Genomic DNA, 23532 nt, shown 5'->3' with positions numbered 1-23532 from the left:
CACGCCGCGAATTCTAGGGTGATGATCCTACGAAGGTGTGAACGGATCTCGCCAAGTGACCAGAACTCGTCGATATCCCGTCAATAGCACGCCGATCCACCGTTCTTCGGGCCCGACCGGACGGTCACCGAACACTTCGTCCGCGCCCGTGCAAGGGCCTTATTGCCCTGATGACAAGCGGTGCAGCAACAGGAGGGCGACGTCGTCCGGACGGGAGCGGCGTTCGGTCACGTTCAACGTGAGCAGATCGGCCAGCCGCTCCAGCGCCGGCCCCGGCCCGACCCGGACCGGACCGGTGTTGCGCGCCCACAGCTCCAGCCCGCCGAGCATCCGGTGCACCGACTCGTCGTAGTCCTCCTCCCGGTCCTCCACCAGGCCGTCGGTGTAGGCGAGCAGCGTCTCGCCGGGCGCCAGGTGCTCCACCACCAGCGGGTAGGGCGCGTCCGGGTCGACGCCCAGGGGCGGCCCGCCGGGCAGTTCCAGCTCCACCGCCCGGGCGTTCTCGGCGATCCGGACCGGGGCCGGGTGCCCGGCGCGGGCCGCCCGCAGCGTGCCGTCGGCCGGATCGAGCGTGAGGTAGAGGCAGGTGGCGAACAGGTCGGTGTCCAGCTCGGTGAGCAGCCGGCTGGTCCGGGACAGCGTGGCGGCCGGGTCGTGCCCGTCCGTGGCGTACGCGCGGAGACCGCTGCGCAGCTGCCCCATCACGGCCGTCGCCTCGGCGTTGTGGCCCTGGACGTCACCGATCACCAGGCCGATCCGGCCCTCCGGCAGCCGCAGCAGGTCGTACCAGTCGCCGCCGATCTGCATGCCCTCGGTGCTCGGCAGGTAGCGGGCGGCGCTGGCGATCCCGGGCAGCCGGGGCAGCGAACGCGGCAGCATCGCGCGTTGCAGCTCGGTGGCCCGGTGGTGGTGGGTGTCGTAGAGCCGGGCGCGTTCCAGCGACTGGGCGAGGATGCCGGCGAACGCCGAGTAGAGGGTGCGGTCCTCGCGGCCGAAGGCGCGTTCGGTGGCGAAGGTGATCAGGCAGGAGCCGACCTGCCGGCCGGAGGCGATCAGCGGCAGCACCGCCCAGGCCGCCGGGGCGAGCGGCCCGTTCCCGGTGCTGCCGTCCCCGCCCTGCCCGTCCCCGCCCTGCCTGTCCGTGACCTGGCCGTCCGGGTCCTGCCCGTCCCCGTTCTCCGCCTCCGCCGACTCCCCTCGCCCGGGCCCGCCCGGGCCCCGCGCGGTCCGGCCGGGCTCGCTGAACAGGGGTGCGGAGCGGGCCAGGGCGCGCTGCATCACCCCCTCCGAGAGGTCGGCCAGCCGGGTCAGCTCGGTACGCCGCGCACCGCCGTAGACGGTGTGCGAGACGGGCAGCAGCCGCCCTTCGTCGACCAGGTCGAGCACGATGCCGGCGGCGCCGAAGGCCGGCCGGGCGACATCGGTGACCGTCGTGGTCACGTCCCGGACGGTGACCGCCCGGGAGAGGGCCCGGGTCAGGGCCAGCAGCAGCGCGGAGCGGGCTCCGACGGCCGGGGTGCCGCTCTCCGGGGCGGCCGGGCGCTCCTCGGGCGCGCGGCCGTGGTCGCGGTCGGCGAGCAGCCCGGCGATCCGGACCGGCCGGCGGTGCACGTCCAGCATCACCTCCCCGGTCTCCTCGATCCGGATCACTCCGCTGCCGCCCCGGCGCGGTACCCGGTAGCGGATCCGGTACGGACCGCCGGTGGCGAGCGCCTCGGCGAGCGCGGCCTGGACGTCGGGCAGGTCCTCGGGGTGGACGAGCAGGTCGAGGTCCGGTGCGGTGGCCGGCCCGCTCCCGTCCGGTGCGGGTCGGCCGACCAGCCGGTGGGCGTGGGCGTCCCAGTAGGTCTCGCCGGTGACCAGGTCGCGCTCGAAGGCGCCGTGTCCGGCGGCCCGGAGGGCGAGCGAGAGCATCGGGTGGCCCGGTGCGGAGGCCGGACCGGTGCCGTCGGGATCCGGCCCGGGGCGCACACCGCCCGGCCCGCGCCGTCCGGCCGACCCGTGCGACCCGGCCGACCCGCCCGGCGCGGCGGGTGCGCCCCGGTCGGTCCGGGCCCGGCGTTCGGGGTGTGCGTGGTCGAGCAGGTGGGCGAGCCGGTGGGCGCAGGCGTCGCCGAGGGTCTCCAGCACGTCCAGGTCGCGTCGGGGGACGGTGCCCCGGTGGGCGAGGGCGAGGGCGAGCACGCCCACCGGTTGTTCGTCGACGACCATCGGCAGGGCGATGACGGCGACCATTCCGGTGCCCATCCCGGCGTTCCGATTGGGGTAGTCGACGCTGGTGCGCTCGGGGCTGAGGAGGTACGGCCGGCGCAGCCGGAGCGCTGTCGCGGCGGGGAGGTCACCGGCCGGATCGACGACGCCGTAGCGCTCGTGGGCCCAGTCGGGGAGGCCGTGGGAGGCGGTGAGCCGGAGCATTCCGGTGGAGTCCAGCAGGTAGAGCGCGGAACCCTCGCCGGTGATCCAGCCCGGCCCCTCGGCGAGAACGGTTCCGAGCAGTTCGGCGGCGCTGGTGCAGCCGAGCAATAAGCGGACACAGCGCATGGCACTGCGCGCGGTGGGGCTGCTGCGCGGGTCCACGGGATTTCCGGCCTTTCCGGTTCCTTATGAGCCAGTCAATTCTTAATACCTTATTTCCAGTGCTGGCGAGCGATAGCCCGGACGGCGTACCGGAGTCGGGGTCCGGCCGTCGGGGGTGCCCGCCCTGCGTCGCCGGTGGACGGCCCTTCCGGACGGCCGTCCGCCGGCCGGGCCAATCTAACCCCTGATGGTCGATTGATCCCGTTTGTCCGTTCGGAACCGCCCGCGGGGCGGCCGGTGGCGTGGCACCCCCTTCCGGTCCGGTACCCTTCTCCGTGCAGCACGGGGCTATAGCTCAGACGGTTAGAGCGCTTCCCTGATAAGGAAGAGGCCACAGGTTCAAGTCCTGTTAGCCCCACAGCACCGAAGGGCCCGGAGCATCCCCCGCTCCGGGCCCTTCCGTCGTTCTCCGTCCGTGGACTGCGGCCCCGCCCCCTTCTCGCCGCCGCAGGTCGTCCCTCCCGCACGGCGCCGGGCGCGGGGCTCGTGGGCCGGGGCCCGAGCACCGGGACGCGCCGGGACGCGCCCGGGCCCGGGGGCCCTCAGGGCCGGGGCCAGCCGTGCAGTCCGGCCGTCAGCACGGTGATCATCCGGTCCTGGGTGTCCTCCAGGTCCTCGGCGAGCCGGAAGCCGCCGCCGATCGAGAGCGCCGCGAAGCCGTGGGCCAGCGAGCGGAAGGTCCGGGCCGCGTGGATCGCCTCGGAGCCCTCCAGCCCGTACGCGCGCAGCACCGCGACGATGACTCCGACCAGCCGGGCCGCCGCCGCAGCGAGGTCCTCGTCCGGCTGCGGCGCCTGCGGCAGGGCGCCGTACCGGTGCGGGTGCTCGGTGGCGTACGCGTGGTAGGCGCGCAGGACGGCGGCGACGGCGTCGTCCCCGCCGCGTCCGACGGCGGCCTCGGCCAGCCGGTCGGCCAGTTCTCCGGTCACCCGGACCGCGACCAGCCGGCGCAGCTCGGCGAGGCCGCCGCTGACGTGCTTGTACAGCGAGGGGGTGGCGACGCCGGCGCGCCCGGCGACGGCGGCCAGGGTGAGGGCTTCGGGGCCCTGCTCGTCGACGAGGGCGATGGCGTGGTCGACGACCTGCTCGGGGGTCAGACCGACTCGGGGCACGGCGGTTCTCCAGGGTGCTTCGGTGGTGGCTGGGGCTGCGAGGGGCGCGTACGGCCGCTCAGGGCCGCGCGGAGCCGCTCAGGGCCGGGCTGCGCGGTTTCGGGCCCGGGGGGAGCCGGGCCCCGTGGGCGGCTCAGGCCAGGGCGGCGAGGAAGGGCAGCAGGGCGTCGGCGGTGGCCTGCGGGTGGTCGGCCATCGGGTAGTGCCCGGCGCCCTCGATCATCACCTTCCGCGCGTCGAGCGCGGCGGCCTGTCGGTCGGCGACCAGTTCCGGCTTCGAGAAGTCGGGGTCCTTGGAGCCCATCACGACCAGGGCCGGGCACCGCACGGCGGAGGTCCAGCCGGTGGGCGCGGAGTCCCCGCGGACGTAGCCGCGGGTGGCGGTCTTCCGGCCGGGGGCGCGCATCGCGGCGACCAGCCCGTCGACGTAGGCGTCGTGGTCGGCCGGCTTGGCGGTCGGGTAGGCGAACCTCCGCTGGTACAGGCCCCAGAAGGCCGGCGAGTGGACGAGGAGGGCGCCCATCGCGCCGACCACCGCGCGCTGCAGGGCGTTCGGCGGCGGGTTCTCGACGAAGGCGTCCAGCAGGACGATCCCGGCGACCCGCTCCGGCGCGTCCCCGGCGGCCCTGACCACGGTGGCGCCGGTGTACGAGCTGCCCGCCAGGGCGGCCCGCTCGATGCCGAGGTGGTCGAGCAGGGCGAGGACGTCGCGGGCGATCGCGGCGGGCGAGTAGTCGTCCCAGGTGATCGAGCACTCGCCGAAGCCCCGCAGGTCCATGGTGATCACCCGGCGGCCGGCGGCGGTCAGCAGCGGGCGCAGGTGCCGGTAGGCGGCCCGGCTGTCGAGCATGCCGGGGAGCAGGACGACGGGGACGCCGTCGCCGTGGCCGGAGTCGTCGAAGGCGAGTCGGCCGCCGGGGAGGTCGAGGTAGCGGGTGACGGGGGCGGTGCCGGTCATGGTGGGCCTCCTCGGTCCGCCGCGGGCGGGCTTGCCGCGCGGGTTCGGGTCGTCGGCGACTGCGCCGATAGCCATAAAGCTAAGGCTAATAGCCTTAGCCGTCAAGCTATGACCAGCTTTCGAGGGGGTCGGGCGCGGCGGCCGGGCGTGACGACCGGTCCGGCGGCCGGCCCGGTGGCCGCTCCCGGCGGAGGCGCCGGGGCGCCCTCCGCCTCAGACCCCCTCCACCTTGAACGGGTCGTGCTCGGCCAGCAGCTTGTCCAGCCGGGCCTGGTCGACCCGGGTGACCAGCTCGGTGGACTCCTGCCGGTCCCGGACCACCTTGGCCAGCGTGAACGCGGAGGTGATGGTGTAGAGCAGGCCGAGGCCGAGGAAGGCCCGGGTCCAGGCCCCGACCGGGAGGTAGGCGATGCCGATCGCGAGGGCGACGGCGGACAGGAAGAAGGACAGGACGGCCTGGACGTAGTACGCGGCCGTGGTGCGTGACTGCATCGGTGTGCTCATGGCGCCAGGATGGCCGCGCGGACTCCGGTCGCACATGAGTAGAGGTACTCAGATGGGGGGCCGTTCGTTGACGTCCTATCACGTTCGGTAGTGTCAGTTGTCGTCAATCGTCCCAAAACGCCCATCGGACCGCGCGTGTCCGGCCCGTATCCCGTCGTCCTCAACAGATGGCTTGGAATCGGGGGCCTCTCGGATTAACGTTTGATAACGCAGCGCGGTCCCTAACGCCGTAACCAGACGGCACCGTGCGCCGTCGCCTAATCCCGCCGGCCGGCCTTCGGGCAGGCCGGGGAGCCGGGGAACCATGTTCCTTGGGGTGAATCGGCCGGGCCCAGGCCCAGCCGTAGGAGACCTTCCTGCTCCGAACCCGTCAGCTAACCCGGTAGGCGCGAAGGAAGGAAAGGAGCGCGCCTCCGTGGCGTCGACGCACACCCCGGCACACCCGTCCGGCTTCTCCGCCGGTACCCAGCTGCTCGACCACCCCCGCCCTGCGGCCCACCCGGGCCTGTTCGGCGGCCCGGCGGACGAGACCGCTCCGCAGACCGCCGAGATCAACCGGCACCGGATGCCCCGTCAGACCCGCGGCACCGCTCCGCTGCTCGGCGTCACCGCCGTCGCGGCCACCCTGGGCGCCACCGGCTTCGCCTCCGCGACGCCGGCCGCCGCGCCCGCCGTCGAGGTGCCGGACGAGACCCCGGTCGCCCTCTCGGCCGACCCCGGGCTCGCCCTCGCCGCCAGGATCCAGCAGCAGGCCGACAGCCAGCGCACCGCCGCCGACGAGACCGCCCGGGTGCAGGCCGCCCAGGAGGCCGAGGCCAAGCGCGCCGCCCAGGTCGCGCAGCAGGCGCAGGCCAAGCGCGCCGCCGAGGAGGCCGAGAAGGCCAAGCTCGCCGCCATCAACCTGCCGGTGCGCGACTACAGCCTCTCCGCCCACTACGGCCAGAGCGCCCGCTACTGGGCCCACCTGCACACCGGCCTGGACTTCGCCGCCGACACGGGCACCGCCGTCTACGCGGTCGGCCAGGGCACCATCACCTCGGCCGGCTGGGCCGGGTCCTACGGCTACCGGATCGTCGAGACCCTGCCCGACGGCACCGAGATCTGGTACTGCCACCTCTCCTCGATCATCAAGGGCTCGGGCAAGGTCGTCCCCGGCCAGCAGATCGGCAAGGTCGGCGCCACCGGCAACGTCACCGGCCCGCACCTGCACCTGGAGGTCCGGCCCGGCGGCGGCGCCCCGGTCGACCCGGAGAGCTGGTTCGAGCAGCGCGGCATCAACCCCTGATCCCTGCGACCCCTGCCGAGCCGCGCTGAGCCAGACCGGCAGCCCCGCGAGGCGCTGCGATCCGTTCGACGCCGAGGAGCCCCGGCGCGGTCCTTCGAGGACCGCGCCGGGGCTCCCGCGCGTCCGTCACGCCCCGGGTCGCTCCCCGGACTCTTCCCCGTGCGGCTCGCCCGACGGATCGCCCCACCGGTCGTCCGACTGGTCGCCCCACCGGTCGCCCGACGGGTCGTCCGACGGGTGGTCCCACCGGAGGTCCGACGGGTCGTCCGGCGTCTCCTCCGGGAGCGCCGCCAGGTAGGCGTCGATCTCCGCCTGACCGGGCTCCGCCGCCAGCTCCGGGAACTCGTCCACCAGCAGCCACGGCAGCCCCGGCACCGTCCACTCGCCGGAGAGCTCCAGCGCCGCCCCGACCGCCGCCTCCTCGAACGCCCCGAAGTCCCCGGCCAGCTCGGACGGCATCGGCCGGCCCAACGCGGTCAGCTCCGCCAGGTTCCGGTAACTGCGCTGCATCAGCCCCTGCTCCAGCAGCCGCCGCGCACCGTCCGACGCCATCCCGACCGCCAGCTCCCTGGTCCCGCCGCCCCAGCCCCCGTCGTCCACCGGGTCCAGCGTGCCGTCCTCCTCCAGCGCCGCGAACGCCGCCAGCCGCTCCTCCTCGGCCAGCCCGCCGAAGGCCTCCAGCCAGGACCGGACCGCGTCCTCGTCGGCGGTGTCCACCCCGTCGGCACGCAGCAGCAGGGTGTACAGCCGCGGCCAGGTCACCAGGTCGGCCCGGCGCAGCAGCCCGGTCGCCAGCTCGCCCTGCCACTCGGCCTCCGCGTGCAGCCGCTCCTGCCGCTTGGCGTTCAGCCGCCGCGCCGCCCGCTGGTGGTCGATCAGCAGCCGCACCGCCGCGCCGTACGCCAGCGGGTCCTCCCCCGGCGCGGGCTGGACGTACAGGTGCAGGCGTTCGTACAGCAGGTGCTCGACCGCGCCCGAGGTCAGTTCGGGCCAGCCGTCGTGCATCCTGCCCCCGCCCAGTTCCAGCAGCGCCAGCACTGCCCGGAGCGGGCCTTCCGGCACCGGCGCGCGGCCCTCCGTCTCCGCCCAGGCGAGCAGTTCGGCGGCCTTGGTGCGCGGGGCGAGCCGCAGGTCTTCGTCTTCCATAACCACGAACCGTAACCGCTGGTCGGGGGTAGGGTCGGCAGGCATGGTGCCCGTCCGACTCACCGGCCCCCGGCTGGCCATCCGCGAGTTCCACCACACCCCCGAGGACGTCGAGGCGCTGTACGCGGTCTTCGGTGACCCGGAGGCCACCCGGTACCTCCCGTTCGAGGCGCGCGACCGGGAGGACTGCGCCGACCAGATCGAGCAGTACCTGGAGGAGGCCCAGCAGGAGGAACGGACGGTCTACCGGCTCGCCGTCACCCGGCTCGCGGATGCCGAGGACCCGGCCGACGCCGTCCCGATCGGCAACGCCGCGCTAGGGCTCGGTGACCGCCGGTCCGCGTCGCTGGGCTACGCGCTGCGCCGCGACGTCTGGGGCCTCGGCTACGCGGGCGAGATCACCGAGCTGCTCTGCGGCCTGGCCTTCGGTGCGCTCGGCGTGCACCGGCTGGAGGCCCGGGTGGACGTCGACAACGCGGCGTCGGTCCGGGTCCTGGCCAGGGCCGGGTTCCGGCCGGAGGGCCGGAACCGGCACGACGTCCACCGCCCCGGCCGCCGGCACGACTCCTACCGGTACGCCCTGCTCGCCGAGGAGTGGCCCGGTCCTGCGGGGCGGTGACGGGGAGGCCGGGGGGATGCCGGGGAGAGGGGGGATAACCCCACCTCCGGTTCGCCGGGGAGCCGGATGTCCGCCGCGACGGCGTTTCGGCAGGCTTGAGGAGTCAGCAGGACACGCCGCACGAAGACCGACCCGAGGGACCGAGACCCCGCCATGAGCACCCACAGCATGCAGCGCAGCGAGTACGACGCGTACGACGCGTACGACCGCCACGACGGCGTCGTCCGTCGTACCGAGGAGCCGCCGTACGCCTGGCGGGCCCCGTTCACCTCCTACTTCTACCGAGAGCTCGGCTACACGCTGACCGGCCTGCCGGTGGTGACGGCCGGCTTCACCCTCGCCGTCACCCTGTTCTGCCTGGGCCTCGGCACCTTCGTCACCGTCCTCGGCCTGCCGGTGCTGGCCGCCCTGACCACGGCCGCCCGCGGTTTCGGCCGGCTGGAGCGGTCCCGGGTGCGCACCATGCTCGCCCTGGACGTGCCCGGTCCGGAGCCGGTCGTGCCCACCCGGCCCGGCGTCTGGGGCGGGGTCACCGCCCGCCTCGCCGACGCGGCCGGCTGGAAGGCCGTGCTCTACCAGGTGGTGATGTTCCCGTGGGCGATCCTCAGCCTCGTGATGTCGACGGTCTTCCTGACCGTGGGCTGGTCGCTCGCGCTCTACCCCGTCTACCACTGGGTCTTCCCGACCTACACCGACTGGCCCGGCTACAAGCTGTTCGACTTCTACGACAGCGACGGTGTCGAGCACGTCTTCTACGTCGAGTCGACGCCGCAGATCGCCGGCGTCTGCCTGATCGGCCTGCTCTTCGTCTTCGTCACCCCGCAGCTGGTGCGCGGCCTGACCAACGTCAACCGGCTCGCCGCCCGGGGCCTGCTCGGCCGCTGACCGCCCGCCTCGCCCTAGCGCCGCTCCGCCCGCGCTTCCCGCTCCGCCCGCGCTTCCCGCTCCTCCTGACCCCCGGCCACTCTCGGTGACCTTCCGGCCCCGCCCGCCCCGGACCACTCCGGATGCGGGCGGGGCCGGCCCGTGTTCGGATGGCCGCGATGGCCTCCCGAACCGCGATCCGCACCGCCGCCGCCCGGCCCGCCGGCCCCTTCGCCACAGCGTCCGCGGCCCCGCACGCGGCGTTCGGAACCCTGGTGACCTCCCGTCCGCTGGACGAGTACTGCGGACTCTTCGGCCTCACCCGGGCCCGGCTCGCCGCCCTTCCCGGGCCCCTGCTGGACTGCCCCGGCGGCGCCGCCGGACTGGTCGCCGAGGCCCGCACGCTCGGCTGCCGGGCCATCGCCACCGACCCCGTGTACGCCCGGCCGACCGCCGAGATCGACGCCCTGGCGCTGGCCGCGCGGTCCGTGATGGCCGCCACGATGGCCGCCCGACCCGAGCTCTACCCGGCGCCCCGGCACTGCCCGCCCGACCGCTACCTGCGCAGCTGGGACCGCGCCCGCCGACTGTTCGCCGCCGACCGCGCCGCCCACCCCGAGCAGTACGTGGCGGCCGCGCTGCCCCGGCTGCCCTTCGCGGACGGCACCTTCGCGCTCACCCTCAGCGGCTTCCTGCTCTTCGCCTACCCGGAGCTGTTCGGGGCGGACCGGCAGCTGGCCGCGCTGGCCGAACTGGTCCGGGTCACCGCCCTCGGCGGCGAGGTCCACGTCCACCCGCTGTACGACGGCGAGGGGCGGCGCAGCGCCCGTCTCGACACCGTCCGGTTCGCCCTCGGCGAGCTCCGGATCGCCAGCGAGATCCGCATCGTCCCCCCGGTCGGCGGCGGCCGGCGCCGGCGCGTCCTGGTGCTCCGGAGAGTCGGCCGCCCGCCCCGGGGCCGCCCGGGGTAGCGGCGTCCTCCCCGGTCCGTCCGGTCCTGGGGCCAGGCCCCGGCACCCGGCCTACGGTGTGCCGGTCTGCTGCGCCGCGGCCGGCTGCGCTCCCGCTGCCGCGGCCCCGGCCTCCACCGGTCCGGCCTGCTGCGGGAGGAAGACCGGCGTCTCCAGGCGGGACAGTATCTTCTCCGCCAGCCAGCTCCGGTCGGAGCCGTAGGGGATCCCGTCCGGGGCCATCAGCCGGCCCGCCACCGCCTCGTGCAGCCGCCGGGCCTCGCCGTCCGGCAGTCGGGAGAGCAGCCCGCGGGCCGTCAGCAGCGCGTGGTACTGCTCGAAGCCGGAACGCGGACGCTCGATCGCCTCCAGCACGCTCGTCAGGTCGGCCAGCGCCGGATCGCCCTGCATCAGGGCGAGGGCCTGGATCCGCCGGCCCTCCGAGCCGTCCGCGAACAGCTGCCGCACCTGGTCCGCCGTCAGCGCCGAGCGCCGCGCCGTCGACCGGACCTCGGCCACCACGCTCTCCGGGCCGGCCGCGGGACCGGGGGGCAGCACCGAGCCGGGCAGGTCGCCCGGCCGCTCCGTACTGGTGCCCACCAGACCCAGGTGCTGCATCGCCCGCATCCGCAGGTCCTCCGCACCGACCTTGTCGCCCTTGCGGTCCCGGTCCTGCCCGGCGAGGAAGAGGTCCAGTGCCTGATCCGCGTCGGAGAGCACCTGCGGCAGCGCCAGCCGGGTCAGCAGCCACCCGGCCAGGAAGCCGAGCAGCAGGAAGTAGAGGACCAGCGCCGCCGAGAACGGCACCGCGTCCGCGTCACCGCCCAGGACGGGCGCGAGGGCCGTCCCGAGCTGGTGCAACCGCTCGCCGAGCGAGCCGAGCTGGGTCAGTCCGACACCGAGCAGCACCTTGGTCAGCCAGTCGGAGACCTGCTCCAGATTGGTGTTCGGCGCGTACGAGCCGTGCGGCTCGGAGCCGCCCGTGGCGGTGCGCACCCGGGGCACCCCGAACAGGAAGCCCAGCGCGCCGCCGACCATGACCGCCGCGCAGGCCACCACCAGTCCGCCGCCCAGCGCCTGCCACGGTCGTGCGCGCCCCAGGGAGAACAGCAGCAGCCCGAGCGCCCCCGTGCCCAGCAGTGCCCCGGCCGCCGTCCGCTGCGCCGTCCGCTGCGCCGTCCGCATGGCCGCCGCACCGCCGGTCCGCCGTGTCGTCCCCGCCATCGCCCACCCCCCGTGCCCGTGCCGCTCCGCTCCGGAGTGCGCGCCGACTCTAGCGGGGATGCCCTCGGAGCAGCCCGGGAAACGCCCGCAGCCGCGCCCGGCGCTCCTCGGGCCCGGGGCGGTGCCCGCAGAGGGGACACGGCCCGGTCCCGGACATGCAGACGGCCCGCGGGCTGCTCCTCGGTGCCGGACCCCGCGAGAGGTCCGGCACCGAGGCACCGGGGATGTTCCGGTGAGCCCGCGGGCCGGGTGACTGCTATGGATTTCGCCTGCCGGAGGCCAGGGGCCTCACCCTGCGCAGGCAGGGCCGCTCCAGCGAGCAGCCACCTCACACATCCTGATGGAACTCAAGCTCAATCCAGATCCGCCAAAGCACCCGCCACGAGTGAGCGCGCTGCTGCGCCCCGGACTGCGCCCTGTGTGAGCCGTTCAAATGCTCGGGTGTACAGATCCACCTGGCTGGGTTGCGTGAGTGTGGAGGCAGCATCCAGCGTGTCGGCGTGGACCCTGGTGGCATCGAAGATCGTGAAGGTCGGCATGGGCCAGACGGTCCGCTGTGTCGCGAACGGGATGATGCCCAGAGCGACGTTCGGAAGATCCATGACTCCGAGCAGGTGGCCGAGCTGTGCCGCCATGGTCTCGGCACTGCACACGCGGTACCGCAACACTGACTCCTCCAGTACGAACGAGAACCGACGTGCGCCGTTGCTCAACACCGCGTTACGCCTCATGCGGGCCGCCACGGCGTCACTCACGTCGTCGGGGGTTCCCCGGAAGTCGGCGATGGACGACAGCAGGGCAGCGGCATACCTGGGAGTCTGGAGGAACCCGGGGATGACGTCGGAGACGTAGGCCCGGAACTGCCTGGTCTGTTGGTACAGGTCGCCCGTGGACTCTTACAGGCGGCGGAGCCCACTCCGCTGGAGCCGTCTCCACTGCACATGAGCATCGGCGGACTGCCGGTTGGCGGCGATCAGGTCAGGGGCTTGATCGCCGGCCCCGCAGGCGTCGCACCAGGCCCTTATGTCTGCGTCAGAGGGACGTGTCCTGGCGTTCTCGATCCGGGATGACTTCGATTCTGACCAGCCGCACCTGACAGCCAGCTCCCGCCCGCTGATCCCGGCATCCTTCCGGATCTCGCTCAGCCGACCGGCAAGGGCTTCGCGAGCCTTCTGAACGTTCGAAGAGGGGTGCGCGGGCATGGAGCCGGCCTCGTCAGACTTCGTACAGATGGTGCGGGATCGCGCGCTCCCAGACTGCTTCGAAGGCAGCGGTGCACAGCTTTACGGTCTCCGGGTCTGCCGTGATCTCATCTTCGACCACCGCGCCGTCGCCGGAGAAGTGGTGCACGCGGAGTAGCGCACCGTCGAACAGCCAGAAGTCATTCGCCGGTAGGGGGATACTCGTGGCCTGCCGCCGTGGCAGCCAACGGACCTCCTCACCTGCCGTGACGTTTGCGTGGGTGACGTAGTGCTCCCACCGGATGTACTCGGACACGGGCTCTGAGACGATCCGAGCGCTACGGATCGCCACACCCCGAGCCACCGCATCCGCGATCAACTGATCATAGGAATGCCACCAGGACTCGCGGTCCTCCCAGTTGATCCGCTCGCCGTGCTGCCATCCCTCGAATCGCTCCGTCGAAGCGTAGGAGTCCCGCAGCTCCAGATGAACCGCGGACCGCTCGCACTGCCCAAGCAGCTCAGCGAAGTCGGGCACGCTCAATGGCATCACACGCCTCCCTGATCATCGGCACCATCCGGGCCGGAATCCTGCTGATGGTTTCACTGTCGGGCACCGGCCCGTTCGCGGGACTGCTTCCCTCACAGTCCGCCTGGGTCTCAGGGCTCGGCCTCCATCCCTGGAACAGGATCTCTTGAGCCTCCAGGTCCACCCACACGGTGGGGCAGTGGTCCCGGTCGGTGTCGGGGTCGATGCCCACGAACTCTATGGCCATGGCCGGCTCCCTGGTCTAGGTGCTTGCTCGGGCTTGCACAAGCCTCGCCGAGCAGCAGGCAGAGCGTCAATACAGCTACGTGACAACGCGATTGGCGTGCAAGCTCCTGCAAGTTCGTAGAGCCCGCCCTGTCGCCGTCCGTAGCGTCGTATGCGTCGGTAAATCAGGCGGCGGAGGGAACATCCGTGTCGAATGTGGAGGCTGAACCGGCAAGCGCGCTGGCGGAGCACGGCCCGGTGCCGGCATCGGCGCGCGCCGCCAAAGCCGTCGGTTGGGGAATCCTGCGCGAGTGGCCGCCGTGCACCTGCGGCAAGCCGGAGTGTCCGGACGGAGCGGCAGACGAGTGAGGATCTGCGACGACTGGCGAGACCGGACGCCGTCCACCCCCGCGCAGCGCGCCCAGGATCGGCGGGACCCCCGTGCCGGGTCGTTGAAAGGGCCGTACGGCCTGGCACGGGCCCCAGGAATCTCCCGCTCCGATCGGCGTTCCCTGGACAGCGCGCCGACCGGAGCGGGGCCCGCAACACCGAACGACCCGGCCACTATCCGGCGGTCGGTTCCCACAGTGCGAGGAGGCACCAGTATGCGCGAGGACCCGCCCGAGAGGCCGCCCGGTCCGATGCCGCCGGACGCCATCACCACGGCCGCCGTCAACTTCGAGTAGAGGAGAGCGCAATGCCCGTTGGGATCATCGGGTCCAAGCACAAGGGGGCCGAGAAGCCCCCGCCGAAGCACGCAGGCAAGCCGGCCCCGGAGCAGCCCGCTCCCGACCCGAAGTAGTACCCGTCACGCTGGTGGGTCCCCGTCGTGTACGCGGCGGGGGCCCGCCCTCGGAGGAACGACCATGGACCCTGACCGGCTCCACATCTCGTACAACATGAGGCAGTTCGCAGATGAGGCGTGGACCGCCCGCGCCGAGCGGTGGACGGCCAGGTTCTATGTCCCCGACCAGGAGATCGGCGCTGCCAATATCACCCGGGTGGTTCCCGGGGGGCTTCCAATCCCCGTGCAGCGCTGGAGGCCGACCCCGGGCTACTCGACCGCATCCCGCGTGTGATCTTCGCCGAGGACGGCGCCCTGGTACCCGCACTGGCCATGCTGCGTCCCCCGCTGTTGCTCCTGCTGGAGTCGGTCCACGTTACCGACAAATGGCGAGGAAAGGGGGTGGGCATGGCCTTGGCCGTCACGGCACTGCGGCGGTTGGCTGTCCCCGGGGCGGTGGCCGTCTGCTACCCGGCTCCGATTCACGATCACGGACCAGGCGAACCGTGCTCCTACGAGTCGGACGATCCCGAGATCCGGCGGCCCGACGAAGAGGCCGTGACCAAGCTCCAGAAGGCATGGGAGCGGCAGGGTTTCGCACATCTCGACCAGGGCGTCCACACCCTGGTTCTTGCCTGAGCCCGCCGGGCAGGGCCGTGCCCGGCCCGGTCCCGTCCCGCTCATCAACTCCGGCAGGGCGGGGCCTGCTCGGATGGACACATGCCGAACCCCCGGGGCCTCGACTTGAGGGTGTCCCGGGGGTGCGACAACTTCTGCGCGTTCCCGTCCGTCGGGCTACGACTAGGCCGTAACCTCGACGGAGGCGCGCCCGAGCGAGTCGAACGCGCACGCGTGCGCAGTTGCGTAGTTACTCAACTCAGGATCACCTCCTTTCAGTGTGCCGCCACGATAGGCAGGTCCACCGGAGGAGGGCAACGGATTTATTCTCAGGCGGACTTGAGCTGGTCCTGCAGCTTGGCGAAGTCGATCACGTTGTCGGCCGGCGGGGCCTGGATGGTGAGCGGCTTGTCGTAGTCGGTGAAGTCGATCTGGCCGCCCTCGGTGCCGCTCTTCTTCTCGACCCGCAGCGGGTAGAACTTGCCCTCGGTGGCGACGTGGATCGTCGACTCCTCGCCCTTCCGGTCCTTCACCTTGAGGCTGAAGGCCTTCTGGCCGTTGACGGTGGCGGCCCCGCCCTTGGTGGCCTCGCTCTTGCCGGAGTCGTCCGAGACGATCTTCGCGGTGAAGTCCTTGAGGTTGCAGACCGAGGTGAGGTCCTTCATCTCGGAGTCCTGGAGGCCCGACAGGTAGCGGCCCTTGAACAGCTCGGCGGCCTTCGCCCCCTCCTTGCCCGCGATGGCGGTCCAGAACTCCTTGTCCGGCTTCACGTACGACTGCTTGCCGTCGCTGATGATCTCGAACTTGCCCATGCCCGGCATGCTCATGGTGCCGGTGCACTGGCTCTTGGTGTCGAGGGCCAGGTCGATGGTCATCTTGCCCTCGTCCATGGCGATGTCGCCGGTGATCTTCACGGACGTGGCGGCGGACAGGGCGTCCTTGGTCGCCTGCTCGATCTCCTGGGCGCTGAGCTTCTCGGTGTCCAGCTTCGGGGCCGCCCCGGCCTTGCTCTGGGTGTCCCCGCAGGCGGTGGCACCGGCCGCCAGCAGCAGACAGATCGCGGCGGTGCCGGCAAGGCGCTTCGACAGCATGAGTGCGTTCCTAACTCGGCGCGATGGTCCGCGTCCGAACGAGTGACTTTGCACTTCAGTATGCTTTACGGCTTTTTTAGGGGATCTTGACCGGGGCCGCTGTTACAGGTTCGTGGCAGGACCGTGCCGTCGCCGAGTTCGGAGCGGGAACGGCGAAGGCCCGGAGGACGAGTCCTCCGGGCCTTCCGCTACTGAGTAGCGGGGACAGGATTTGAACCTGCGACCTCTGGGTTATGAGCCCAGCGAGCTACCGAGCTGCTCCACCCCGCGTCGGTAAACACAACTATACGGGGGAGCCACCCGAATGGGAAATCGGTTCCCCGGCGGCCCCCGGACCGCCCGCGGGACCACCCCCCGGGCGGGCCCCGGAGCCGCCCCGGAACCGGCGCGGGAGCCAGCCCCGGAACACGCCCGCGAGGGGGCCGCCGCGCCGTCCGGACGGCACCGTGCCCCTCCCCCGGTGCGAGGCGTGCCGGGAGGTCCGTGCGCGGGCCCAGGCGGCGAAGCAGACCAGCGCCGCGAAGCACGGCACCATCAGCACCGCGTACACCAGCAGGAACCCGCGGGTGCCCAGGTCGGCGGCCGCGTTCCAGGTGCCGTGCAGCGCCATCGACAGCACCAGCCCGGCCGGCGCCGCCAGCCGGGCCAGCAGGCGCCGCCCGGTGGTGAGCGTGAGGGCCAGGCCCAGTCCGGTCAGCGCGGTGAACAGCGGGTGGGCGAACGGCGAGAGCAGGCCGCGCAGGACGAAGGTCTGTACGGTGCCGTCGAAGTCCCGCAGGCTGGGCGCCTCGCCGAGCCCGATGCTGTCCAGCCGCTGCTGCTGGTCGTCGGTGAAGGCCCGGCCCAGGTAGAGCGCGTTCTCGGTGAAGGCGAAGCCGCAGGCGGTGATCCCGCCCAGGACCACCCCGGCGGCCAGCGTGCGCGGCCGGTACCGGGCCCGTCGGTGGTCGCGGGTCGGCGGGGCGGGGCGCAGGTAGGGCAGCGGGCGCAGGTAGGGGCGGAGCCGGAGCCGTCCACGGGCGTGCGCGAGGGCGGGGCGGCGGTCGTACCCGCGGGGCTGCCGGGGGCCGGGCAGCGCGCGCAGCACGGAGGCACAGGGGCGGTCCGAGCCCCGGCCGGTACATCGGAGCCGCGTGCCGAGCGGGAGCAGCAGGACGAGCAGGGCGGCGCCCTTGGCGCTCTCCTCGATCATTGGGGTCACCAGGTCGGCGCCGAGCACCTCGCCGAGGCTGCCCTGGTGGGCGGTCAGGTAGCTGTTGGTCCAGCCGTTGGCGAGGATCGCGAACGTGGTGGCGGCGCAGGCGCCCCAGCCGAGGCAGAAGACGGTGTGCCGCAGGGGGACCCGGGCGGTCTGGTTGAGCCAGGCGAGGCCGCCGAGCACGAACGGCAGCGGGACCAGGGCCAGCCCGAGGCCGACCAGCAGTCCGGTGGTCCCGGTCTGCCGGCGGACCAGATGGAGGATCAGCACCCCGCAGCCGGTCAGGGCCAGGACGGCGGTCGCGGTGACGGCGGAGGTCGCGGCCGAGCGGGCGGCGCGGCCGGCCCGGGCGGCGCGGGCCGCTCGGGGCGGGCGCCCCGGCCGGGGCGCCCGCGGGCCGGCCGGGGGATCGGCGGCGGGGTCTGCGGGCGGGTCGGTGGGCGGGTCGGTGGCGGGGTCGGTCCGGGGGGCGGCCGGCGGGCCGAGCACGGCACCGGTCCCGGTCCGGGCCGCGCGGGTCGGCCAGGGCACGAGCCGGTGCACCCGGCGCTCCCGGGGCCCCGGGATGGTCCGGGTGCCGGCGGTGCGCGGAGGGATCTCTCGGTCGTCGGCGGCCCGCACGGTGGTGTGGTGCCCGCCGGACGGGCTGCTCACCCGGCACAGGGTAGGCCACACCGCCGGGCCGCCGGGAGGAGTCGGGACGAATCCCCCGCCCGCGCGCATCCGCCGGCCGCCGTCGCGGAGGCCGGACGACCGCCGGGTCGAACACCCGGCGGGGGATCAGCGGCGGCGGAACAGCAGGTCGTGCACCACGTGGCCCTTGGCGATGCCCGCCCGTTCGAACTTGGTGACCGGGCGCCAGTCGGGCCGCGGCGCGTACCCCGGGACGGAGCCGTCCGGGTGGTCCGCGGGCTCCAGCCAGCCGGTGCCGTCACCCTCGGGGTGCAGGTTCTCCAGCTCCGGCGAGGCGGAGAGCACGTCGAGCATCTGCTCGGCGTACGGCTCCCAGTCGGTGGCGCAGTGCACCAGCGCGCCGGGCGCCAGCCGGGGCAGCACCAGGTCCAGGAAGGACGGCTGGATCAGCCGGCGCTTGTGGTGCTTGGGCTTGGGCCACGGGTCGGCGAAGTAGACCCGCAGGCCCGCCAGCGAGGCGTCGGAGAGCATGTCGCGCAGCAGGATCACGGCGTCGCCGGCGGCGGCCCGGACGTTCCGGCTGCCGTCGCGCTCCAGCATCCCGAGCAGGTTGCCGTGGCCGGGGGTGTGCACGTCGGCGGCCAGGATGCCCGTCGTCGGGTCGGCGGCGGCCATCGCGGCGGTCGTCTCGCCCATGCCGAAGCCGATCTCCAGCGTGACCGGCAGGCCGTCGAACAGCGCGGCCAGGTCGAGCGGGGTGCCGTCGATCGCTATGCCGTACCGCTCCCAGCCCCGGTCCAGCGCGCCCGCCTGGGCGTTGGTCATCCGGCCCCGGCGCGGCTGGAAGCTGCGGATGCGCCGCTCGCTGTGCTGGGCCTCGGTGGCCTTGTGCGGGTACATCGGCGCCGGGTACGCGGCGGGCGCGGCGGAGAGCCGGGCGGAGGGCGATGGCTGGGGGATCGGGGCGGTGGCAGTCACAATCAACCGAGTCTACGGGGCCGCCCGGCACGGCCCGCAGGCCCTGTGACGGTCCCCACGTCCGGCCGGGCGGGGGCGGGGGTCACCCGCCGGCGTCCAGCGCCGCCAGCGCCCGGCGGGCCACCTCGCGGCCGATCGGGAGCGAGGCCGTGGCCGCGGGGGAGGGGGCGTTCAGCACGTGCACCAGACGGCGGGTGGAGCGCGGGTCGTCCGGGTCGAAGCCGGCGAACGCGAAGTCGTCCAGCAGCGAGCCGTCCCGGGCCACCGCCTGGGCCCGGACGCCGGCGGCGGCCCGGACCAGGTCGGCCGCGGTGACGGCGGGCAGCAGCCGCTGCACGGCGGTGGTGAAGGCCCGCTTGGAGAGCGAGCGGCGCAGCTCGCCCACCTCGTAGCGCCAGTGCCGGCGGGCGATCTGCCAGGTGCCGGGGAAGGCGAGCGTGTCGGCGAGGTCGCGCGGGCGGACGGTGCGCCAGTCGTAGCCCTCGCGGGCCAGGGCCGGTACCGCGTTCGGGCCGACGTGCACGTCGCCGTGGATCCCCCGGGTGAGGTGGACGCCGAGAAACGGGAAGGCGGGGTCGGGGACCGGGTAGACCAGGCCCCGGACCAACTCCCGTCGCTCCTTGGTGAGTTCGTAGTACTCGCCGCGGAACGGCACGATCCGCACCCCGGGGTCGTCGCCGGCCAGCCGGGCGATCCGGTCGCTGTGCAGTCCGGCGCAGTTCACCAGCACCTGGCAGCGCAGTTCGCCGGTGGAGGTCTGGACGGTCACGCCGTCCGGCCGGCGGGCGACCGCCCGGAGCTCGGCGCCCGTCCGGATCTCCGCGCCGGCCTCGCGGGCCAGCCGGGCGTAGGCGGCGGCCACGCCGGGGTAGTCGCAGATGCCGGTGGTGCCGATGTGCAGCCCGGCGACGCCGGTGACGTACGGCTCGTGCTCGGCGATGCCCCGGCGGTCCAGCTCGGTCACCGGGATGCCGTTGGCCCGGCCGCGTTCGGCCAGCGCGCGAAGCCGGTCCAGTTCGGCCGGCCCGGTGGCGACGATCAGCTTGCCGGTGACCTCGTACGGCACGCCCTGGGCGCGGCAGAACTCCACCATCTCGGCGGCACCGGCCACCGCGTACCGGGCCTTGAACGAGCCCGGCCGGTAGTAGACGCCGCTGTGGATGACCCCGCTGTTGCGCCCGGTCTGGTGCGCGGCGAACCCGGGCTCCTTCTCCAGCACGGTGAGCCTGAGCCCGGGCCGGGCCCCGGCCAGCGCGTACGCCGTGGAGAGCCCGACGATCCCGCCCCCCACCACCAGTACGTCGACGTCGTACGCCACCGCCCGCTCCTCGCCTCGCTCGCCCCGACCGGCCCCCGCCTGCCCGCGATGCTGCCACGGCGGCGGGGACCGGTCGAGTGGGCGTCAACGGCGCTCGCGCTCCCCCCACGGCCGGTCCGCGTCGCGCCCGGACTCCAGCAGCGGGACGAGCCGGAAGGCCGCGTCGGTCAGCCCGCCGAAGGTGTGCCGGCCGGGCCCGGCCGGTGCGTGGGCGAGGGCGTAGCCGGCCAGGTTCCAGGTGTAGACGGGCACCCGGGCCGGGACGGCCGCCAGCGGGTCGTGGCCGTGGAGGCCCGGCCCGGTCTGCTCGTCGGTGACGATCACCACCCGGTCGTGGTCCCGGTAGTGGGCGCGGACGGCCGCGGCGGTGGCGGTGCCGCCCAGGCTGCCGAAGCGGTCCAGCACGCGCAGCACGGCCTCGCCCCTGCCGACCTCGACGACCCGGCTGGTCGAGCCGAACTCGACCAGGTCGGCGTCGGCGGCCCGGACCTTCAGTGCCGTGCCGAAGATCGCCGCCGAGTCGGCCCGGTTGAGCCCGCTCCGCTCGCTCGGCCGGTCGAACATCGACCCGGACCGGTCGACCAGGATCAGCGTCCGGCCGGGCAGCGCCGGCACGTTGGCGAGCGAGTGGGAGAGCGCGGTCTCCAGCGCGTGCCCCCAGCGCAGCGACGGCGCGTGCCGGTACGCGGCCAGGTAGCGGAACGGGAACTGGCGGGAGCGGCGCACCTCCTCCCGGTCGCCGATCCGCCGTGCGACCTCGGCCGCGACCGCGTCCGAGACCCCGGCCCGGTCGAAGTTGCGCAGATTGCGCACCAGCGCCATCGGGCCCATGGACGGGATGACGGCCTCCCAGACGGCCGCGTCCAACGGCCCCTGCAGCCAGCCGGCCAGCGCCTCCCAGGTCATCCCGGCCGCGGCCAGCCGCTCCGCTCCGCCCTCGCCGGTCACCACCGCGCGCCGCCGGTCGACGGGGAGCGCCAGCAGGTCGCGGTGGGCGGTGAGCAGCGGGTCGCCGGTGGGCGGGGCGGTCTCGTCGGGCCGGTGCCGGCGGTCCAGCGCGTAGCCGAACAGCGCGCCCTGCCACGGCTTCTCCGGGTGGGGCGCCGGGTGGGTCAGCTCCAGCACGTCGGCGAAGCGGTAGCCCTTCGACGCGGTGTCGTACTTCAGCAGCGCGCGGCCGTCGTAGAGCCGGCGGACGGCGTCCGCGACGCCGCGCTTGACCGGCTTCGGCAGCGCGCGCCCGTAGCGGGACGTCCAGTAGGCGAGCAGTTCTCCGGGCTCGTCGGCACGCCGCAGGACGGCGTCGACCGCCCGGCGGGAGTACCCGGGCTCGCCGGCGTCCAGCCGGGCCCGGGTGAACTCGGCCGCGCCGACCAGCGCGGCCGTCCGCAGCTGGCCCTCGTGCCGGAGCCAGTGGAGCAGGCCGAGGGTCCATTCCGGGTCGCTCACGGCGAGTTCGCGGACCAGCGCGGTGTAGCGGTCGTCGCGCCGGCCGCCGCGCTCGTGGAACGTGTCCTGCCCGACCATGTTCGCGACGGCCAGCAGGAAGAGTTCGGACTTCGCGTCGCGGAGGTGTCCGGTGCCGCCGTTGTGATTGACCGCACGCTGCCCGGTGGTGGTCACGGGCGAGCTCGCGCTCGGCCTGGTCCGGCGGACGTTGAAACGCGACATGGTGGAACCCCCCTGCTGGCTGGTGGAAGTCGTGCGGGAGGCATGGCGGAGGAAGGGGTGCCCGAGATCGTGCCGGCCCGGCGGCCGACGACGGCGGGGGTAAGAGGCTTGTGCTCTACCGGATTGAGCTAGCGGCCGCGCTCGCGCACGGACCGCCCGGGATTCGAACCCGGAACCCCAAGATCCGAAGTAACCCCGGCCTGCGCACCGGGCACCCCGGCGCCGTGCCTCCCGAGATCACAGTGGCGGCGGTGTCGCGGGCTCGAACCGCAGCGCCTTTCGGCGCCTCACCAAGAAGTAACCGCTGCCGTCGCACCGGGAGGTGCGGAAAACCTTTTCACGAATGGGTGTCCAGAGATCGAGGACGGCTGAGGTGACGAAGCTGCTCTACCTGACTGAGCTACACCGGCCGGAAATGCCGGTGGCGGGATTCGAACCCGCGACCCGCCCATACGAAGTGGAAGTAACCTCTGCCTGCGCACCTGGACGAGAAGGACGATATCCGGGGGCCTTCCGGCCGTGCATCCGAATTAACGCCGGCAGTTCCGGCGTCCCGGTCGTCCGGTCGTCCGGCAGTCCGGTGGGTCCGGGCTGCCGGGTCGACGGACCGCGTCCGACCGTGTCCGGAGGCGCCGCCTACGCGGGGGCGACGATCACCGAGCGGGCCCGTTCGGCGAGCTCCCGCACCCGGCGCTCGCTCTGGAACGGCTCCAGCCGGCGCAGCATCTCCACCACGTACTCGCGGCTGCGCTGCGAGGAGATCCGCCCGGCCACCTCGACGGCGCGCTCGCCGGCCGCGACCGCCGCGTCCAGGTTTCCCGCCTCGGCCTCGGCCATCGCGGAGACCACCAGGCGCAGGCCGTGCGAGCGGACGAAGCCCTCGGTCGGGCGGGCCAGCGCCTCCCGGGTGAACTGGCGGACCTTGGACGGCACCCCGAGGTCCCGGAAGCACTCGGCGGCGTCGGCGGCGAGCCGGTCGTAGGCGTAGAAGTCGATCCACGCCGGATCGGGATCCCCGGCACGGGCCCGTTCGAGCGCGCTCTCGGCGGCCCCGAGCGCCGTCGCGCACGCCGCCGCGTTGCGCGCCCTGGCCTGGGCCCGGGCCTCGACCAGGTGGAAGAAGCTCATCGTGCGGGTGGTGGCCAGGCCCCGGTTGCGCTCCAGTGCGGCCTGGGCGAGGTCCACGGCCTCCTCGGCGAAGCCCCGGTAACAGGCCTGCAGGCTCATCGAGGCCAGCACGTAGCCGCCCAGCGGCACGTCGGCGGCGGCCCGGGCCAGGCGCAGGGCCTGGATGTAGTAGCGCTGGGCGGCTTCGTGCTGGCCGGTGTCGAAGGCCATCCATCCGGCCAGCCTGGTGAGTTCGGCCGTCGCGCCGAACAGCGCACGGCCCACCGCGTCGCTGTACGAGGCCAGCAGCAGCGGCGCGGCCTCGACCCGCAGGCACTCCGGGACCATCGACGAACGCCAGTCCCCGCCCCCGTACTTGGAGTCCCAGCGGCGGGCCTCCTGGGCCGCCTCGCGGAGCTTGGCGGCGTCCGAGTGGCCGACCCGGTACGAGCCCGCCTCGACGGGGGAGCGCAGGGGGAGCTCGCGGGCCACCGAGCCGTCGGCCGGGGTGATCAGCCAGCGGGAGACGGGGGTCGCGTACGCCGCGACGGAGAAGGTGCCGGCCAGGCTGTCGCTCCAGCGTCCGCCGCCGGGGCCGCGGCGCAGGTCGAGGTCGACCCGCCAGAGGTCGGTGGCGGAACGGACCGCCTCGGACACCTCGCGCGGGAAGGCCAGGCCGAGTTCGGGCGCCGGATCGGTGTCACCGAGGCCGATCTCCTCCAGCGGGACCGGCCGCCCGAGCTTGCCGCCGATCGCGGTGGCGATCAGGTGCGGGACGGGGCCCTGCGGCACCATGCCCTTGCTGACCCAGCGGGCCACCGAGGTCTTGTCGTACCGGAGCGTCAACCCGCGTTGCGCGCCGAGGTCGTTGACCCGGCGAGCCAGCCCGGCGTTGCTGATCTGGGCGAGAGTCAGGAGCGTGCCGAGCCGTTCGTTCGGTCCTCGTGGGCTGACGGTCAT

At 73.7% G+C, this 23532-nt stretch carries 19 protein-coding genes, 2 tRNA genes, 1 pseudogene and 1 riboswitch; of the genes and pseudogenes, 6 read left to right on the top strand and 16 right to left on the bottom strand.

Going from position 1 to position 23532, the window contains the following annotated elements:
• Positions 1–159 precede the first annotated feature (159 nt).
• Positions 160–2577, bottom strand: coding sequence for a SpoIIE family protein phosphatase (locus PUR61_RS11675; RefSeq protein ID WP_329878553.1), 2418 nt, complete (start codon positions 2575–2577; stop codon positions 160–162).
• Between the two features lie 284 nt (positions 2578–2861).
• Between PUR61_RS11675 and PUR61_RS11670 the strand changes: the two genes are divergently transcribed.
• Positions 2862–2935, top strand: a tRNA-Ile gene (locus tag PUR61_RS11670).
• 184 nt (positions 2936–3119) lie between these two features.
• Here the strand turns inward: PUR61_RS11670 and PUR61_RS11665 are convergent.
• The 3 genes from PUR61_RS11665 to PUR61_RS11655 all read right to left on the bottom strand — a co-directional run bounded on the left by PUR61_RS11665 (position 3120) and on the right by PUR61_RS11655 (position 5151).
• Positions 3120–3689 carry a TetR/AcrR family transcriptional regulator gene (locus PUR61_RS11665; RefSeq protein WP_329878551.1) on the bottom strand — a complete coding sequence of 190 codons (570 nt, stop codon included), beginning with the start codon at positions 3687–3689 and terminating at the stop codon, positions 3120–3122.
• Positions 3690–3822: 133 nt separating this feature from the next.
• Positions 3823–4722 (bottom strand): alpha/beta fold hydrolase, encoded by a 900-nt coding sequence (locus tag PUR61_RS11660; protein ID WP_329878549.1) that lies wholly within the window; start codon positions 4720–4722, stop codon positions 3823–3825.
• A 138-nt stretch (positions 4723–4860) separates the two neighbouring features.
• Positions 4861–5151, bottom strand: coding sequence for a YiaA/YiaB family inner membrane protein (locus tag PUR61_RS11655; protein ID WP_329878547.1), 291 nt, complete (start codon positions 5149–5151; stop codon positions 4861–4863).
• A gap of 244 nt (positions 5152–5395) precedes the next feature.
• Positions 5396–5554: riboswitch (cyclic di-AMP (ydaO/yuaA leader) on the top strand.
• Positions 5555–5566: 12 nt separating this feature from the next.
• On the opposite strand from PUR61_RS11655, the gene PUR61_RS11650 reads away from it, so the two are divergent.
• Complete coding sequence (locus tag PUR61_RS11650; protein WP_329878545.1) at positions 5567–6436, top strand: M23 family metallopeptidase; 870 nt, start codon at positions 5567–5569, stop codon at positions 6434–6436.
• Positions 6437–6562: 126 nt separating this feature from the next.
• On the opposite strand, the gene PUR61_RS11645 is transcribed toward PUR61_RS11650, so the two are convergent.
• On the bottom strand, positions 6563–7582 hold the full coding sequence (locus tag PUR61_RS11645) for a hypothetical protein (protein WP_329878543.1): 1020 nt from the start codon (positions 7580–7582) through the stop codon (positions 6563–6565).
• Positions 7583–7625: 43 nt separating this feature from the next.
• Here PUR61_RS11645 and PUR61_RS11640 point away from each other — a divergent pair, with 43 nt between their 5' ends.
• The 3 genes from PUR61_RS11640 to PUR61_RS11630 all read left to right on the top strand — a co-directional run bounded on the left by PUR61_RS11640 (position 7626) and on the right by PUR61_RS11630 (position 10036).
• Positions 7626–8201 carry a GNAT family N-acetyltransferase gene (locus PUR61_RS11640; protein ID WP_329878541.1) on the top strand — a complete coding sequence of 192 codons (576 nt, stop codon included), beginning with the start codon at positions 7626–7628 and terminating at the stop codon, positions 8199–8201.
• 153 nt (positions 8202–8354) lie between these two features.
• Positions 8355–9086 (top strand): sensor domain-containing protein, encoded by a 732-nt coding sequence (locus tag PUR61_RS11635; RefSeq protein ID WP_329878539.1) that lies wholly within the window; start codon positions 8355–8357, stop codon positions 9084–9086.
• A gap of 158 nt (positions 9087–9244) precedes the next feature.
• On the top strand, positions 9245–10036 hold the full coding sequence (locus PUR61_RS11630; protein WP_329878537.1) for a hypothetical protein: 792 nt from the start codon (positions 9245–9247) through the stop codon (positions 10034–10036).
• A 51-nt stretch (positions 10037–10087) separates the two neighbouring features.
• On the opposite strand, the gene PUR61_RS11625 is transcribed toward PUR61_RS11630, so the two are convergent.
• The 4 genes and pseudogenes from PUR61_RS11625 to PUR61_RS11610 form a co-directional block, all read right to left on the bottom strand.
• Positions 10088–11239 carry a hypothetical protein gene (locus PUR61_RS11625; protein ID WP_329878535.1) on the bottom strand — a complete coding sequence of 384 codons (1152 nt, stop codon included), beginning with the start codon at positions 11237–11239 and terminating at the stop codon, positions 10088–10090.
• A 353-nt stretch (positions 11240–11592) separates the two neighbouring features.
• Positions 11593–12441, bottom strand: a pseudogene (locus PUR61_RS11620) (helix-turn-helix domain-containing protein).
• A 13-nt stretch (positions 12442–12454) separates the two neighbouring features.
• Positions 12455–12970: a DUF6879 family protein gene (locus PUR61_RS11615; protein ID WP_329878533.1), complete on the bottom strand. Its 516-nt coding sequence runs from the start codon at positions 12968–12970 to the stop codon at positions 12455–12457.
• Positions 12942–13196, bottom strand: a complete 255-nt coding sequence (locus PUR61_RS11610) for a hypothetical protein (protein ID WP_329878531.1) — start codon at positions 13194–13196, stop codon at positions 12942–12944. The genes PUR61_RS11615 and PUR61_RS11610 overlap by 29 nt, the downstream gene beginning before the upstream one ends.
• A gap of 1053 nt (positions 13197–14249) precedes the next feature.
• Between PUR61_RS11610 and PUR61_RS11605 the strand changes: the two genes are divergently transcribed.
• Positions 14250–14597: a hypothetical protein gene (locus PUR61_RS11605; protein ID WP_329878528.1), complete on the top strand. Its 348-nt coding sequence runs from the start codon at positions 14250–14252 to the stop codon at positions 14595–14597.
• Between the two features lie 308 nt (positions 14598–14905).
• On the opposite strand, the gene PUR61_RS11600 is transcribed toward PUR61_RS11605, so the two are convergent.
• From PUR61_RS11600 to PUR61_RS11570, 7 genes are all read right to left on the bottom strand, one after another.
• Positions 14906–15667, bottom strand: a complete 762-nt coding sequence (locus PUR61_RS11600; protein ID WP_329878526.1) for a hypothetical protein — start codon at positions 15665–15667, stop codon at positions 14906–14908.
• 196 nt (positions 15668–15863) lie between these two features.
• A tRNA-Met gene (locus tag PUR61_RS11595) sits at positions 15864–15937 on the bottom strand.
• A 13-nt stretch (positions 15938–15950) separates the two neighbouring features.
• Entirely contained in the window at positions 15951–17519 is a 1569-nt protein-coding gene (locus PUR61_RS11590) for a PrsW family intramembrane metalloprotease (protein ID WP_329878524.1), read from the bottom strand.
• A gap of 126 nt (positions 17520–17645) precedes the next feature.
• Positions 17646–18476: a tRNA (guanosine(46)-N7)-methyltransferase TrmB gene (gene trmB, locus PUR61_RS11585; RefSeq protein WP_329878522.1), complete on the bottom strand. Its 831-nt coding sequence runs from the start codon at positions 18474–18476 to the stop codon at positions 17646–17648.
• Between the two features lie 82 nt (positions 18477–18558).
• Positions 18559–19794, bottom strand: coding sequence for an L-2-hydroxyglutarate oxidase (gene lhgO / locus PUR61_RS11580; RefSeq protein ID WP_329878520.1), 1236 nt, complete (start codon positions 19792–19794; stop codon positions 18559–18561).
• Positions 19795–19878: 84 nt separating this feature from the next.
• Complete coding sequence (locus PUR61_RS11575; RefSeq protein WP_329878518.1) at positions 19879–21465, bottom strand: TROVE domain-containing protein; 1587 nt, start codon at positions 21463–21465, stop codon at positions 19879–19881.
• Between the two features lie 636 nt (positions 21466–22101).
• Positions 22102–23532, bottom strand: coding sequence for an MFS transporter (locus tag PUR61_RS11570; protein WP_329878516.1), 1431 nt, complete (start codon positions 23530–23532; stop codon positions 22102–22104).

This window comes from Streptomyces sp. BE20, from assembly GCF_036322525.1.
GTDB lineage: Bacteria > Actinomycetota > Actinomycetes > Streptomycetales > Streptomycetaceae > Kitasatospora.
This window is presented reverse-complemented; position numbering and strand designations above follow the sequence as displayed.

Coding starts and splice junctions, on each gene's coding strand:
- PUR61_RS11625 (WP_329878535.1), bottom strand. CDS start 11,239: ATGGCGGGGACGACACGGCGGACCGGCGGTGCGGCGGCCATGCGGACG.
- PUR61_RS11600 (WP_329878526.1), bottom strand. CDS start 15,667: ATGCTGTCGAAGCGCCTTGCCGGCACCGCCGCGATCTGTCTGCTGCTG.
- PUR61_RS11610 (WP_329878531.1), bottom strand. CDS start 13,196: ATGGCCATAGAGTTCGTGGGCATCGACCCCGACACCGACCGGGACCAC.
- PUR61_RS11640 (WP_329878541.1), top strand. CDS start 7,626: ATGGTGCCCGTCCGACTCACCGGCCCCCGGCTGGCCATCCGCGAGTTC.
- PUR61_RS11570 (WP_329878516.1), bottom strand. CDS start 23,532: ATGACCGTCAGCCCACGAGGACCGAACGAACGGCTCGGCACGCTCCTG.
- PUR61_RS11630 (WP_329878537.1), top strand. CDS start 9,245: ATGGCCTCCCGAACCGCGATCCGCACCGCCGCCGCCCGGCCCGCCGGC.
- PUR61_RS11635 (WP_329878539.1), top strand. CDS start 8,355: ATGAGCACCCACAGCATGCAGCGCAGCGAGTACGACGCGTACGACGCG.
- PUR61_RS11575 (WP_329878518.1), bottom strand. CDS start 21,465: ATGTCGCGTTTCAACGTCCGCCGGACCAGGCCGAGCGCGAGCTCGCCC.
- PUR61_RS11660 (WP_329878549.1), bottom strand. CDS start 4,722: ATGGCTATCGGCGCAGTCGCCGACGACCCGAACCCGCGCGGCAAGCCC.
- PUR61_RS11615 (WP_329878533.1), bottom strand. CDS start 12,970: ATGCCATTGAGCGTGCCCGACTTCGCTGAGCTGCTTGGGCAGTGCGAG.
- PUR61_RS11655 (WP_329878547.1), bottom strand. CDS start 5,151: ATGAGCACACCGATGCAGTCACGCACCACGGCCGCGTACTACGTCCAG.
- PUR61_RS11645 (WP_329878543.1), bottom strand. CDS start 7,582: ATGGAAGACGAAGACCTGCGGCTCGCCCCGCGCACCAAGGCCGCCGAA.